The following is a 13452-nucleotide window of genomic DNA, read 5'->3' on the forward strand; positions in this document are numbered from 1 at the left end:
CCTTCTGGTCCAAACGATTCGGCGACCGTTGACCTTGGCACGTCAATCGACATTCCTGAAGCACCAGGTGAAGGCGTCCGTGGCGGTGTCGACGACGAATTTCATCTGGGGTTCGGTGGGTCGGTCGACGACGACGATGTCGATGTCGAGTTGGCCTGCGACGTCGAGTTTGGCTCGGGTGAGCGCTCCGCCGCTGTTCTTGGTGACGAGGACGTCGATGTGGTGGTCGGTGAGCAGCTGCCGTTCGGAGTCGGCGTCGTAGGGGCCGCGGGAGCGCAGGATCTCGTGGCGTGGCGGCAACGGTCCGGTGGGGGCGTCGACGACGCGGATCAGGAATGACGCACTGTCGATGCCGGCGAACGCCGAGGCGTCTTGGCGGCCGGTGGTGAGCAGTATCTGATCGCGGCCACCGGTTGTGGTGAGTTGCGAAACCAGTTGGGCTGCTGCCTCGATCGAGGCGACGTGGTGCCAGCGGTCACCGCCCGGGAAGTCGGCGGGGTCCCACGCGGGCCGGCGTAAGCGCAGCAGTGGCACTCCGGCGCGACGGGTTGCTTCGGCGGAATGGTGGGTGATGGTGGCGGCGAACGGGTGGGTTGCGTCCACCACGGCCTGGATGTTGTTGTCACGCAACCAGTTCGTCAGACCCGTCACCCCGTCGCCGGAGGCGTACTGGCCGAATCCGCCGATACGAACCTCCCCTACCGGCAGCCGGGGTTGTGCGACACGACCCGCCAGTGAGGTGATTACCTCGATCCCGGCATCGTGCAGGAGGCCTGCCAGTTCGCGGCCCTCTCCGGTACCGCCCAGAATCAGGATCGCGTTCACGGGTGGTTCCGAAGCTTGGACATACGGGCGGCCGAATACAGATAACTGTCGGTAATCGTGTGTACCCCTTGCGGTTCCAGGACACGCCCGACGAAGATGACGGCCGTCTTGGTGATGGACGCAGCCGCGAGCGCATCGGGTAGCGCGGCGAGTGGGCACCGAACCACCTGTTCGTCGGCGCGGCTCGCGAATGCGACCGTGGCCGTCGGGCAGTCGGCACCGTAGTGAGGGGCGAGGGCGCCGACGATCTCCTGTGCACGATGCGCCGCCAGATGCAGAGCGAGGGTGACGCCGGCTGCGGCGAGTTCGGGCAGCGTCTCGCCCGGCGGCATGTCGGTGGACAGCGTCGACACCCGGGTGATGAGCAGGCTTTGTCCCACCCCCGGCACGGTCAGCTCGGAGCCGAGGGCGGCGGCCGCCGCCGCGAATGCCGGTACGCCGGGCACGATCTCGGTGACGACGCCCCGTTCGGATAGTAGGCGTTGCTGTTCCGTCATCGCCGAGTACAGGGACAGATCGCCCGAGTGCAGCCGGGCGACGTCGTGACGGGCGGCGTCGGCGGTCGTGATGACATCGATGATCGCATCGAGCGGCATGCGCGCGGTGTCGACGAGGTTCGCGCCGTCCGGGCACAGCTCCAGCATCTCTTGCGGCACAAGGGAACCCGCGTAGACGCACGTGCGGCAATTGCCGAGGACCCGGGCACCGCGCACGGTGATCAGGTCGGCGGCGCCGGGGCCGGCGCCGATGAAGTAGACGGTCACCGCTGCTGCTCCTGACTCTTGTCCGCTGCCCACTGCACGATCGGGAGTGCGGGCCGCCACGTGGTCAGCGACCCCAGCGGCGCGGCCGTTTCGATGCTGAAGCGGCGCAGCGTGCCCCCGTGTTGCGCCGCAGCCCCCGTGAGCAGGTTCTGTGATTCGATGGCCACACCGTTGGCCACCAGTCGTCCACCCGGAGTCAGTGCGTCCCAGCACTGTTCGAGGACCTGCTCGGACAAACCGCCGCCGATGAACACGGCGTCGGGTGTGCCGTGCCCGGCGAAGGCCTCCGGGGCCTTCCCCGCGACCCGCAAGCGGTGGGCGACTCCGTGCCGGACGGCGTTACGGGCCAGGCGTTCTGCCCGCACCGGATGGGCTTCGAAGGCGACCGCGCGGCCGTCGGCATCGGCTCGCAGCCATTCGATGGCGACGCTGCCGGACCCGCCGCCCACATCCCACAGCAATTGGGTGCCGCCGGGACGCAACGCGCACACGGTCAGCGCGCGCACCGGTTCCTTGGTGAGCTGGCCGTCGTTCTCGTACTCGTCGTCGGGCAGGCCAGGGGTGGCCGGCCGGCGTGGTCCGCGGCAGTCGACGGCAACAATATTGAGCGGATTCACGTCGGTGATGTCGCAGTCGGCGCCGACGATTCGTTCGGCGGATCCGCCGAGGCGTTCCAGGATCCTCACCTGCGAGTCACCGAATCCGTTGTCCCGCAATATGGTCAATACCTGTGACGGTGTGTGCTCGTCGCGGCTGAGGATCAGGATCCGGCGACCGCCGGACAGGTGCGCCGCGATCGCTTCCGGCGGCGCGGTGACGGCGCTGACGATGCTGGTGCCGGCCAGGTCCCAGCCGAGCCGCGCACACGCCAGTGACGCGCTCGACACATGCGGCAGCACGGTGACCCGTTCGGCGCCGACCTTCCGCACGATCGACGCTCCCACGCCGTGGAACATCGGATCGCCGCTGGCCAACACGTGCACCACCGGCGACGGCGGAGCGTCGAGAACCTCGGCCAGGTGCCCGGACATCGGCGATCTCCACGGGCGTAGACGGGCACCGTCGACGTCAGCGCTGATCAGTGTCAGCTGCCGGGGCGAACCGTAGACGGCATCGGCGTGCGCCAGGGTGTCACGGGCCGCGCCGCTCAGACCCGCCCACCCGTCCTCCCCGATGCCTACGACGACGAATCGTGTTGCCGTCACCTGGGCAGTCTCCGCCAGATGGCGCGTGGCAGCAGACGCATACCGAAGAACATCGGCCGAAGCGCCCACGGAATCCACACCTCGCCCTTCCCGCGCCGGTACGCCCGAACCACCGCGTCGGCGACGGTATCGGCCGTGACCGACAGCGGCGCTGGTGTGGTGCCCGCGGCCATCAGATCCTTGGTCATCGCCCCGATCACAAACCCCGGCCTGGTCAGCAAGAGCCGAACACCGCTGCCGTGCAACGCATCTGCGAGGCCACTGGCGAAGCCGTCGAGGCCGGCCTTGGTGGAGCCGTACACATAGTTCGCCCGCCGCACCCGGATACCGGCGACGGACGAGAACACGATGATGGTGCCCGACCCCTGCGCCCGCAGCGCCGTGGCGAGCGGGGTGAGCACACTGATCTGCGCCACATAGTCGGTGTGTGCGATCTGCAGGGCGTGTGCGACATCGGTTTCGGCACGCTGCTGGTCGCCGAGGATCCCGAACGCCACCACCGCGACCGGGATCGGTCCGTGATCGGCGACCAGTTGACTGACCAGTTCGGTGTGCGAGCCGGTGTCGTTCGCGTCGAAGGCGACGGTCACCACCTGCGCGGCGCCGGCGGCTTCCAGTCGTGCGCGCTGGTCGGCCAGGTCGTCGGGGCGGCGCGCGGCCAGCACGACGGTGCGGCCGGCGGCGAGCCGTTCGGCCACGGCCACACCGATCTCACTGCGCCCGCCGAACACCACCACCGAACCGGGACTGTCAGCCATGCCGACCAGTATTCCACCCCGCCCTCCTCGCGCCCGATCGCCTCAGTCGCTCCCCTAGGCTGTGGCGCATGGCCCGAACCCCGGAAGCACTCAACGACGCCGCCCTCGAGTTCCTCACCGAACGCCACCTCGCGACCCTCGCCACCACCCGGCCCACCGGCACTCCGCACGTGGTCGCGGTCGGTTTCACCTACGACCGGGACACCCGGATCGCGCGCGTCATCACCGTCGACGGCAGCCAGAAGGTGCGCAACGTCGAACGCGGCGGTTACGCCGCCGTCACCCATGTCGACGGCCCGCGCTGGCTCACCCTGGAGGGGTCTGCGGTGGTGAGCCGGGAACGGCTGCGGGTCGCCGACGCCGAGGACCGGTACGCCCGCCGCTACCGGCAGCCAAAGGAGAATCCGCGCCGGGTGGTCATCGAGATCACCGTGACCCGGGCCATGGGGTCGGCAAGCCTATTCGGCTGACAGGTTCACCAGGTGATGGGGACGGTTGTTGACCGCCTCGCATCCGTCCTCGGTGATCACCACGATGTCCTCGATGCGGGCACCTCAGCAGCCCGAAAGTACGCGCCCGGTTCGATACTGAACGCCACACCTGGTCGCAGGGCAAAACAGGGCAGCGGTGCCGTGATAGCCCGGGCCGATCAACGTACAGGCAAACGCCGAATCCGGACCCGGTCGTCAGTGAAGACGACGATCGCGCCCACGTCGATATCGGCTGCGATATCTGCCAGGTGGGCGATCAGTGTGCCGGCCTGGTGCTGCGCGCGGCGATCGGTTTGCCGAAAGAGGATAAGGCTGGGTAGTGCTGCACCTGACCGCGCCAGCAACTCTCCGAAATCCGTATCGGCCGAAACCAAGGTCCTGCCCGAGTGGCGTGCGGTTTCAAGCACCTCGTCGTCGACATGTCCGAGGAGTCCCAGGTCGCGTACATGCACAACGTCGTGGCCGTCCTCGCTGAGAAGTGCGGCGAGACGGTCGCTCAGACATTCGTCGAGGAGGAACCTCACGCTGGGACGCGGAGGGGAAGCTGACGCTCGGAAATGGCGGAAGCGGCAAATGCCAGCGCAGCGCGAACGTCATCAACGGTAAGCTGAGGGAAGTCGGTGATCACGTCGTCGATTGGCGCGCCCTGTGCGATCAGGCCGACCACAGTCGCAGCGGGGATCCGCGTGCCGCGAATACACGGAACACCACCCATGATCTGGTGGTCCGCGATGATCCGATTGTGCTCAGCCATAGTGTCAGTGTAAGTCGCGTACGTGGGAACCGCGATGACTTATCTGCCGCGCTTCGCCAGTATCGGGTCGGGATTCTCCTCGGGAGGCGAGCCTACTCGGCTGACAGGTTCACGAGGTGGTGCGGGCGGGCATTGACCGCTTCGCACCCGTCGTCGGTGACGATGACGATGTCCTCGATCCGCGCGCCCCAGCGGCCGGAGAAGTACACACCCGGCTCGATGCTGAATGCCATCCCGGGCCGCAGAGTGATGTCGTTGCCGCCGACGATGTACGGCTCCTCATGCACCGACAACCCGATGCCGTGCCCAGTGCGGTGGATGAACTGCTCCCCCAGCCCATGTTCGACGAGGATGTCGCGGGCCACCGCGTCGACGCTTTCGGCACTGACCCCTGGTCGGGCCGCCTCGACCGCAGCCCGTTGAGCGCGTTCGAGGACCGCGTAGGCATCGGCGATGTCAGCCGGTGGTTCGGTGAAGCAGTACGTGCGCGTCGAGTCCGAGTTGTAGCCGGGCTCCACCGGACCCCCGATGTCGATGACGACGATGTCCTCGCGTTCGATCACCCGGTCGGAGAACTCGTGATGCGGGTCGGCCCCGTTCGGACCTGAACCGACGATGATGAACTCGGCCCCGGTGTGTCCTTCGGCGACGATCGCCTCCCGGATGTCGTCGGCCACTTCACGTTCGGTGCGGCCCGGTGTGAGCCATTCCCCCATCCGCGCATGCACCCGGTCGATCGCCGCCCCCGCCGCCCGCAGCGCGTCGATCTCGGCCGGGTCCTTGATCATCCGCAACTCCCGCAGCACCGCTGTCGCCAACGCCGGCGTGCCTCCGGTACGTTCGGCCAGCGGAATCACATGCAGCGCGGGCATCGCATCCGACACCGCGATCACCGGGTCGACCGGCAACGCCGCCAGCGCCAGCGCATAGGGGTCTTGCCCATCCACCCAATCGGCCACCTCGATATCGAGTTCACCGACCGCCGACTCCGCCAGCGACGCCAACTCCAGCCGTGCCACCACCAACCGCGGACTCCCCGCCGCCGGAATGACCAGCGCCGTCAACCGCTCAAAGGTGTTCGCGCGCGACCCGGTGAGATACCGCAGATCCGGGCCCGTCGACACGACGATCCCGTCGAGACCGGCATCGCCGGTCAGGACCGCTGCGCGGGCCAAGCGTTCGCGGTACACATCCGAGGAGAAGCGCTGCATGTGTCACAGGTTAGCCGTGCCCGTGTCGGGGAGGGCTATTCGCCGGACACATCCGGCGGGATACGAGACGCGGGACGTACTCCGTCATATCTCGATCGAAGTGAGACGTGACAGACTGGCGGGGTGACCGGATCAGTGATGCTTCTCGACGGCGCGAGCCTGTGGTTCCGTTCGTTCTATGCCCTGCCGGAGAAGATGACAGCGCCCGACGGGCGGCCGGTGAATGCGGTGCGCGGGTTCATCGACACGATCGCGTCGCTGGTTACGCGGGAGCAGCCGAGCCGGCTGGTGGTGTGCCTGGATCTCGATTGGCGGCCGAAGTTCCGGACCGATCTGATCCCGTCATACAAGGCGCATCGGGTGGCTGAACCGGCCGGCACCGAGTCCGGCGGCGACATCGAGGATGTGCCCGACACGCTCACCCCGCAGGTCACGATGATCCTAGACGTCCTCGCCGCGGCGGGGATCGCCACATCCGGCGCCGAGGGCTGTGAGGCCGACGACGTGATCGGGACGCTCGCCTTCGCCGAGGCCGACGATCCGGTGGTGGTGGTCAGCGGCGACCGGGACCTGTTGCAGGTGGTGGCCGACGATCCGGTGCCTGTGCGCGTGCTGTACGTGGGCCGAGGGCTGGCCAAGGCCGAAATGATGGGACCTGCAGAGGTGGCCGAGAAGTACGGGGTGCCAGTGGATCGGGCGGGCGTCGCGTACGCCGAGATGTCGATGCTGCGCGGCGACCCGTCCGACGGCCTGCCGGGGGTGACGGGCATCGGCGAGAAGACCGCCGCCAAGCTGATCACCGCGTTCGGCAACCTGGATGCTCTGGAAAAGGCTGCGCTGGAAGGTGATTCGTCGGTGCCCACCCGCAGCCGCAACGCGCTCGCCGCGGCGACCGACTATCTCGCCGCAGCCCGCGTGGTGGTGGCCGTGCGCACCGACGCCGACACCATCGACTCAAGCGATTCGGACATACTGCCGCACACACCCGCCGACCCCGACAGGCTCGCCGAACTCGGTGAGGAACTCGGGATCGGCGCTTCACTGGGTCGGCTCTCGAAGGCGCTCGGCTGGCCCGGATCCTGAACTACAGAAACCTGCCCACGGCCATCAGCCCGGGCGCGCCACCTCGTACTTGCCGTCGTTGTCGATGATGGTGATGGTCACCTGCTGCGCCTGGCCGCCGACCGTGACATCACAGCTGAACTTCTTGCCCGAGGACACCGACTGACCCGGAGGGCACGACACCTTCTCGACGTTGTCGATGCTGTAGTCGGTGCTCAGCACCTTCTTCACACCGTCCTCGACGGCGCTCTGCGAGAACGTCTTCGGGAACCAGCCGGGAAGCCACAGGCCGGTCACCAACACGATCGCGGCGATTGCCAGGATCGCGCCACCGACCAGTCCCAGAATTTTGGGCAGCTTCGATGACGAACCCGTCTGCTGCTGCATTGCATTGAACGGATCTGCCCCATACTGCGGAGTCCCCGGCAGTGGCTGCTGACCGAACTGACCGGGCTGCTGGCTGTACTGACCGTACTGATCTGGTTGCTGACCGAATGGAGCCGACTGCGGGCCGTAATCGGGCGCAGGCTGACTGAACTGCTGGCCCGGTGCGGCGTAGGGCTGGGCGGGCCGGCCGTACGCGGTCTGGCCGAACTGGCCGGGATCGCCGAAGCCGGGAGGACTCACCGGGGCCTGCGGCTGCTGACCGTATTGACCTGCCGCAGGCGGAGCGTAAGGATTGCCGGCACCAAAATCGTCAGGACCGGTTGCCGGGGCTCCATAAGCGGGTGCCACGTAGCCGGGCGGACCGTACGGTGAGCCCGCCGGCGGTGTCCCGTATGGCGGGACCTGGCCTGGAACACCGGCGCCCGGATCTCCGAAAGGCGCCGTGTTGCCCACCGTGGTCGCATCGCCGTCAGCACCGGGCAATCCCGATCCCGGTGATGTGTTCGGCCAGTTGGGATCGGTCATCAGTTTCCCCGCCTTCTCCCCGATCGTCACGACCGGGTACTTCGGTTTGCCAAGGTGGCACGCGTCGGCGTACCGGCTCTGTGCTGCGCCGACCCTGTTCCGGGGCGCAATGCTGCCCTGCACGTTACCGCAGCGACACACCCGGCAGCGCCGACGGTGTTCGGCGGTCCAACCGGGAACCTGATCAGCCCAGTTCGGCGGCGACCACACCCCGGCGGATCGACCCGACCGCGCGTGCTGCCGCCGTCGCCAGCGGAGCGTCGGGGCCCACGCCTATCCGGATCTGCTCCAGCAGATCGATCACCTGACGATTCCATCGTACGAAATCACCAGGCGACAGCAATTGACCGGCCAATCCCGCGGCAGCCAGCGAATCGGTCAGCGATCTGCCCGACGACCACAGCGATACCGCCACCGAGAACCCCGTATCGGGTTCGCGTGTCGCCGGAACACGGTGGCGCCGTTCGGTTTCGTTCAGTCGCTGCCACACCTGCACGGTCTCGGTCAGCGCCTCCCGCAGTCGCGGATTACCCGGCACCGAATCGACGTCCGAGGTGCCATCGCGTCGCGATTCGTATGCCATCGCCGATACGACCGCGGCGAGATCACTGTGCGAGAGCCCCTCCCACACACCGGCGCGGATGCACTCGGTGACCAGCAGATCGCTTTCGCTGTAGATCCGGCTCAACAGTCGCCCGGCATCCTCCACCTCGACGGTGTCGCCAGTGCGCCTGACGTATCCGAGTTCGGCCAGCACGTCCACAATCCGGCCGAATGTGACACCTAAAGTGGATGTGCGAGAGGTGATCTCGCGTTCAGCGCTGACGATCTCACGTAGCAACCGATTACGCTGCTCGGCCAGCCGGAACAGCTGATCCCCGGGATCGAGACGATGTGCGGGATGCGCCCGCAACGCCGTCCGCAATCGTTTGAGTTCGGCGTCGTCGGCGGCCGGTGCGCGTTTGTTGCCGCGTCCACGCGGCATCTCGATGCCGGTTGCCCGCAGCGCCGACGCCAGATCACGCCGGCCACGTCCGGTACCGCGGTCGGGGTGCCGGGGCAGACGCATGTTGCCCAGTACCTGTGGTGGGTTGACGAAGTCACGTGCGTCGATCCTGCCGCACCATGCATCCTCCACCAGCACAAGAGGTTTCGGATCAGAGGTGTGGGCGGCCGGCTCCAGGACCACGGCCAGACCACGATGGCGGCGGCTCTGCAGACCGATCACGTGACCCTTCTTCAGGGCACCCAGATCGTCGACGATCGACTGTGTGTTCTCCACCCGGCGATGAAACTTCAGATCCCGCTCGCGGCGGCGAATATCCTCGCGCAGATCGATATAAGAGAGAAAACCACTCGCCGACTCGGTGCCGTCCTGATCGACGCCGCGTTCGGCGGCCAGCTGCGACAATTGCGCGTCGGTCTTGCGCAGCCGCAACCGCGCGTCGTCGAGCTTGCGGGCCTGACCGACCACCGACCTGTCCGCCTGGAACTGGGCGAACGAGCGATGCAGGAGCTCCTGGGCCCCGCTCAGCCCCATCCGGCCCAGCAGATTGACCGCCATGTTGTATTCGGGTGCGAACGAACTGCGCAACGGGAAGGTGCGTGCCCCGGCCAGGCCGGCGAGCTGTTCCGGTACCACCTCGGGCGTCCAGAGCACGATCGCGTGCCCCTCGGTGTCGATGCCACGGCGTCCTGCCCGGCCGGTGAGCTGGGTGAACTCACCGGGAGTCAGATCGACGTGTGCCTCACCGTTGTACTTGACGAGCCGTTCGAGCACCACCGAACGAGCGGGCATGTTGATACCGAGAGCGAGAGTCTCGGTAGCGAACACCACCTTCACCAGACCGTTGACGAACAGTTCCTCCACCGCGTGCCGGAACGTGGGCAGCAGCCCCGCGTGGTGGGCGGCGAAACCACGCCGCAGGCCGGCCCGCCACTGCTCCACACCCAGGACTTCGGCATCCGCGGGCGCGATGTCGGTCACGTGCCTGTCGACGATCTCATCGACCCTGGCCGCCTCGTGCGGTTCGAGCAGCGACAACCGTGACCGCTGACACTGAGCCAGTGCCCCGTCGCAGCCCTTGCGGGAGAAGATGAACATGATCGCGGGCAACAGCCCGTCGCGGTCCAGGCTCGCCACGACATCGGGCCGCGATGCGCGTGGTGCGCCACCGCGGTGTCCTCTGCCCCGGCCGCGGCCGCGCGAGTCGGAGAACCGGTCGTCGGCGGTGAGCATCTTGTGCCTGATGTAGCGCTTGAGATCGGCATTGACCTCCCGCGCACTCCTCTTCGCCACACCATGGGCCGACCTTTCGTACAGGTCGAACATGCGGTTGCCGACCAGCACATGCTGGGACAGCGGCACCGGACGGTGCTCGTCGACGATGACGGTGGTGTCGCCGCGCACGGTCTTGATCCAATCGCCGAACTCCTCGGCGTTCGATACGGTGGCCGACAGACTCACCACGCGTACCGCGGGATCCAGGTGCAGGATCACCTCTTCCCACACCGCACCACGGAACCGGTCGGCCAGGAAATGCACCTCGTCCATCACCACATACGACAGACCGGCCAGCGCCGACGAACCCGCGTAGATCATGTTGCGGACAACCTCGGTGGTCATCACCACCACCGGCGCGCCCGGATTGATCGCGACATCACCGGTCAGCAGGCCCACCGAAGCAGCACCGTGCACGGCGACCAGGTCGGCATACTTCTGATTGCTCAGCGCCTTGATCGGTGTGGTGTAAAAGCATTTTGTGCCGGCCGCCAGCGCCAGGTGCACCGCGAACTCCCCGACGATCGTCTTGCCCGCACCCGTCGGGGCGCACACCAGAACACCGTGTCCGGCCTCCAATGCGACACATGCACGAGATTGGAACGGGTCGAGAGCGAAACTCAGGCCCGCAGTGAACGTGGCGAGCTGCGGACCAAGTCGGTCGGCGGGGCGGTGCCCGTCCCCAGGATGGAGACCACCGCCCGTGTGGTCAGCGGAGCGTTCGTCGTTGTCCGGATTCATTTCCCGTCGCTTCGCTCGCCCCTGCACCCTCATAGAATGTCATCGAATGCCTTCGCCGGTGTGACCGCCGACGCGTGCGGCGCTGATGTCGGCTCGGGTAGCGTACTGGCCTCGTTGTCGGCGAGCTGTTCGGTGCGTGCTGACTTCCTCGCCTTACGCCGGTCGGAGACCCGTGCTACCTGGATCGCGACCTCCTGCAACACAGTCAGCGCCAGTGCGAGTGCAAGCATCGTGAACGGATCCGAGCCCGGGGTGACGATCGCGGCGAACACGAACATCACCAGGATCAGTCCACGCCGCCACGACTTGAGGCGCGCATAGCTCAGTACCCCGATCAGGTTCAGCGCGACGATCAGCAGCGGCAACTCGAAACTCACCCCGAATACGATCAGCAATCGCAGGATGAAGTTGAAATACTGGTCGCCGGCCAGGGCAGTGATCTGTACATCGCTGCCCACCGTGAGCAGGAAGTGGAACGCCTTGGCCACCACCAGATATGCGAGGACCGCGCCGGCCACGAACAGCACCGCGGCACACGACACGAACGACATTGCGTAGCGTCGCTCATTCTTCATCAGCGCCGGGGTGATGAACTGCCACACCTGATACAGCCAGATCGGGCATGCCAGGACCACACCGGCGGTCAAACCCACCTGAAGGCGCAACATGAACTGGTCGAACGGGCCCGTGGCCAACAGCCGGCACTCCCCGTCCGCCGACAGCGCCGCCCGCGTCTCCGGCGGCAGGTCGCAGTACGGTCCGCGCAGCAGCTCACCGAGAGACTCCAGCCCCAAGAACGACGTGCTGTACCAGATGAAACCGATGATGGTCGTGACGACGATCGCGACCAACGAGATGATCACCCGGGACCGCAACTCATACAGGTGCTCGACCAACGACATTGTGCCGTCGGGATTGACCTTACGTTTGCGCTTCTTCGGGTCGAAGGGAATACGCACCGGCTACCCGAGCCGGTCAGGCGGACTTTTTGACGTCATCCACCGTCGGCGCGGAGCTTGGATCGGCCGGTTTGGCCGGGAGTTCGCGCGTCGCCTCCGGCACTGCCTTTTTGCCGTCGTTCTGCATCTCGGACATCTCGCTCTTGAAGATGCGCAACGACTGCCCGAGTCCGCGTGCCGCCTCGGGCAGCTTCTTGGAACCGAAGAGAACAATGACCACGATCGCGACGATCGCCCAGTGCCACCACGACATAGCGCCCATGACGCCCAACCTCCCAGGTAGTTACCCGGCCATGCTACCCGAACACCGGTTACGCGTATCTCGCGCGAGCAGCGGCGGCCAGATCCGCCATCGCCGCGGTGACCGCGTCGGCCGTGGCCGGAGGGGGTGGGCCGGCCACCGGCGACTCGATCCGGACCAGGCGGACGTCGCCACCGAACCCGAGCAGGAAACGGGTCAGCCAGTTGACGGAACCGAACACGAGCCGCGCACGGACCGGCCGATCCTTCGTATCGGCGGCGAGAACGTCGTCGATGGGTTCGGCCGACGAGTAGTCGAGAATCCACAGCGCCTCGTGGTCGATCTCGATCACTGCCACCGGCAGATCGGGATTCTGGCTCAGGACCGGGGATACCGCCGCCGACTCGGGATCGGCACGCGGACGGGACGGTTCATCGAGCGCCTCGGCCTCATCGACCCTGTCGAACCGGAACAGTCTGCGGTCCTCGGCTTCGCGGCACCACGCCTCCAGGTACATGGCGTTGTCGACGACCTTGACCGCGATCGGGTCGACGGTCCGGGTACTGGTGGTGTCACTCGTCGCGGTGTAGTACTTCAGCCTCAGCGCGCGCTGATCGCGCACTGCGGACTTGATCGTCGCGTATGTCGAGTCCGCGTCATCGGGCCGAGCGGTGTCGACGGCGGCGGCCACTCCTGTCACCCGGGCACCCACCGCGTTCTCGATCTTCGCGATCGCCCGATCGACCGCCGCCGAATCCACCAGTCCCGGCGTCTTCACCAACTGCCGTAACGCCACCAGCAACGGTGTGGCCTCTGCGCGGGTCAGGCGCAGCGGTCTGTCCATTCCCGCCGAGAAGCCGACGCGCACGGTGCCCTGCCGGAACTCGACCTCTACCAGATCCTTCGGGTCGTCGTAGAACGGGAAATTCAGCTCGATCAGGTCGCCGCCGTACCCTCCGGGCAGACCGCACACGAACAACAGATTCAGGTCCGCGTACAACTCACGCTCGGTGACGCCCAGATCGGCCATCGCCTGCGAGATCTGGATACCGTCGCGCGCCTGGAAGTACGGCACGATCGCCAGCAACCTGCTCAAACGCGAAGGTTTCGGAGTCATCGTGCGGTCACATTCCCCGTCGCTGCGCTCGCCCCGGTCACATTCCCCGTCGCTGCGCTCGCCCCGGTCACATTCCCCGTCGCTGCGCTCGCCCCGGTCACATTCCCCGTCGCTGCGCTCGCCCCGGTCAC

General features: G+C 66.9%; 14 protein-coding genes and 1 pseudogene. 2 read left to right on the forward strand and 13 right to left on the reverse strand.

Going from position 1 to position 13452, the window contains the following annotated elements; all coding sequences use genetic code 11:
* Positions 1 to 42: 42 nt before the first annotated feature.
* Genes KDB67_RS05430 through KDB67_RS05445 form a run of 4 tightly spaced genes read right to left on the reverse strand, consistent with a single transcriptional unit; the run spans position 43 to position 3552 of the window.
* Positions 43 to 825: a cobalt-precorrin-6A reductase gene (locus KDB67_RS05430; protein WP_291013374.1), complete on the reverse strand. Its 783-nt coding sequence runs from the start codon at positions 823 to 825 to the stop codon at positions 43 to 45.
* On the reverse strand, positions 822 to 1589 hold the full coding sequence (locus KDB67_RS05435) for an SAM-dependent methyltransferase (protein WP_291013377.1): 768 nt from the start codon (positions 1587 to 1589) through the stop codon (positions 822 to 824). Before KDB67_RS05435 ends, KDB67_RS05430 begins: the two co-directional genes overlap by 4 nt.
* Positions 1586 to 2794 carry a precorrin-6y C5,15-methyltransferase (decarboxylating) subunit CbiE gene (cbiE, locus tag KDB67_RS05440; protein ID WP_291013380.1) on the reverse strand — a complete coding sequence of 403 codons (1209 nt, stop codon included), beginning with the start codon at positions 2792 to 2794 and terminating at the stop codon, positions 1586 to 1588. The genes KDB67_RS05435 and cbiE overlap by 4 nt, the downstream gene beginning before the upstream one ends.
* The gene (locus KDB67_RS05445) at positions 2791 to 3552 is read right to left on the reverse strand and encodes an SDR family NAD(P)-dependent oxidoreductase (protein ID WP_291013383.1); all 762 of its coding nucleotides are present in this window, start codon (positions 3550 to 3552) and stop codon (positions 2791 to 2793) included. Before KDB67_RS05445 ends, cbiE begins: the two co-directional genes overlap by 4 nt.
* A gap of 68 nt (positions 3553 to 3620) precedes the next feature.
* Here KDB67_RS05445 and KDB67_RS05450 point away from each other — a divergent pair, with 68 nt between their 5' ends.
* Positions 3621 to 4022, forward strand: coding sequence for a TIGR03618 family F420-dependent PPOX class oxidoreductase (locus KDB67_RS05450; protein WP_291013386.1), 402 nt, complete (start codon positions 3621 to 3623; stop codon positions 4020 to 4022).
* Here KDB67_RS05450 and KDB67_RS05455 read toward each other — a convergent pair.
* The 4 genes and pseudogenes from KDB67_RS05455 to KDB67_RS05470 form a co-directional block, all read right to left on the reverse strand.
* Positions 4011 to 4162 (reverse strand): annotated as a pseudogene (locus tag KDB67_RS05455) (M24 family metallopeptidase); the annotation flags it as partial. The gene KDB67_RS05450 and the pseudogene KDB67_RS05455 overlap by 12 nt on opposite strands.
* A gap of 39 nt (positions 4163 to 4201) precedes the next feature.
* Positions 4202 to 4567 carry a DUF5615 family PIN-like protein gene (locus KDB67_RS05460; RefSeq protein WP_291013389.1) on the reverse strand — a complete coding sequence of 122 codons (366 nt, stop codon included), beginning with the start codon at positions 4565 to 4567 and terminating at the stop codon, positions 4202 to 4204.
* The gene (locus KDB67_RS05465; RefSeq protein ID WP_291013392.1) at positions 4564 to 4797 is read right to left on the reverse strand and encodes a DUF433 domain-containing protein; all 234 of its coding nucleotides are present in this window, start codon (positions 4795 to 4797) and stop codon (positions 4564 to 4566) included. Before KDB67_RS05465 ends, KDB67_RS05460 begins: the two co-directional genes overlap by 4 nt.
* Before the next feature lie 92 nt (positions 4798 to 4889).
* Positions 4890 to 6008, reverse strand: coding sequence for a Xaa-Pro peptidase family protein (locus KDB67_RS05470; protein WP_291013394.1), 1119 nt, complete (start codon positions 6006 to 6008; stop codon positions 4890 to 4892).
* A 138-nt stretch (positions 6009 to 6146) separates the two neighbouring features.
* On the opposite strand from KDB67_RS05470, the gene KDB67_RS05475 reads away from it, so the two are divergent.
* A complete protein-coding gene (locus KDB67_RS05475; protein ID WP_291013412.1) occupies positions 6147 to 7091 on the forward strand; it encodes a 5'-3' exonuclease in 945 nt (314 codons plus the stop codon).
* Between the two features lie 24 nt (positions 7092 to 7115).
* Here KDB67_RS05475 and KDB67_RS05480 read toward each other — a convergent pair whose 3' ends face one another.
* The 5 genes from KDB67_RS05480 to KDB67_RS05500 form a co-directional block, all read right to left on the reverse strand.
* The gene (locus KDB67_RS05480; protein ID WP_291013396.1) at positions 7116 to 7697 is read right to left on the reverse strand and encodes a DUF4333 domain-containing protein; all 582 of its coding nucleotides are present in this window, start codon (positions 7695 to 7697) and stop codon (positions 7116 to 7118) included.
* A 469-nt stretch (positions 7698 to 8166) separates the two neighbouring features.
* Positions 8167 to 10887 (reverse strand): DEAD/DEAH box helicase, encoded by a 2721-nt coding sequence (locus tag KDB67_RS05485; RefSeq protein ID WP_291013414.1) that lies wholly within the window; start codon positions 10885 to 10887, stop codon positions 8167 to 8169.
* A 146-nt stretch (positions 10888 to 11033) separates the two neighbouring features.
* The gene (tatC, locus tag KDB67_RS05490; RefSeq protein ID WP_291013400.1) at positions 11034 to 11963 is read right to left on the reverse strand and encodes a twin-arginine translocase subunit TatC; all 930 of its coding nucleotides are present in this window, start codon (positions 11961 to 11963) and stop codon (positions 11034 to 11036) included.
* A gap of 16 nt (positions 11964 to 11979) precedes the next feature.
* Complete coding sequence (gene tatA / locus KDB67_RS05495; RefSeq protein WP_291013402.1) at positions 11980 to 12225, reverse strand: Sec-independent protein translocase subunit TatA; 246 nt, start codon at positions 12223 to 12225, stop codon at positions 11980 to 11982.
* A gap of 49 nt (positions 12226 to 12274) precedes the next feature.
* Complete coding sequence (locus tag KDB67_RS05500; protein ID WP_291013404.1) at positions 12275 to 13321, reverse strand: WYL domain-containing protein; 1047 nt, start codon at positions 13319 to 13321, stop codon at positions 12275 to 12277.
* Positions 13322 to 13452 lie beyond the last annotated feature (131 nt).

Source organism: Gordonia sp. (in: high G+C Gram-positive bacteria), assembly GCF_020438995.1.
Lineage (GTDB): Bacteria > Actinomycetota > Actinomycetes > Mycobacteriales > Mycobacteriaceae > Gordonia.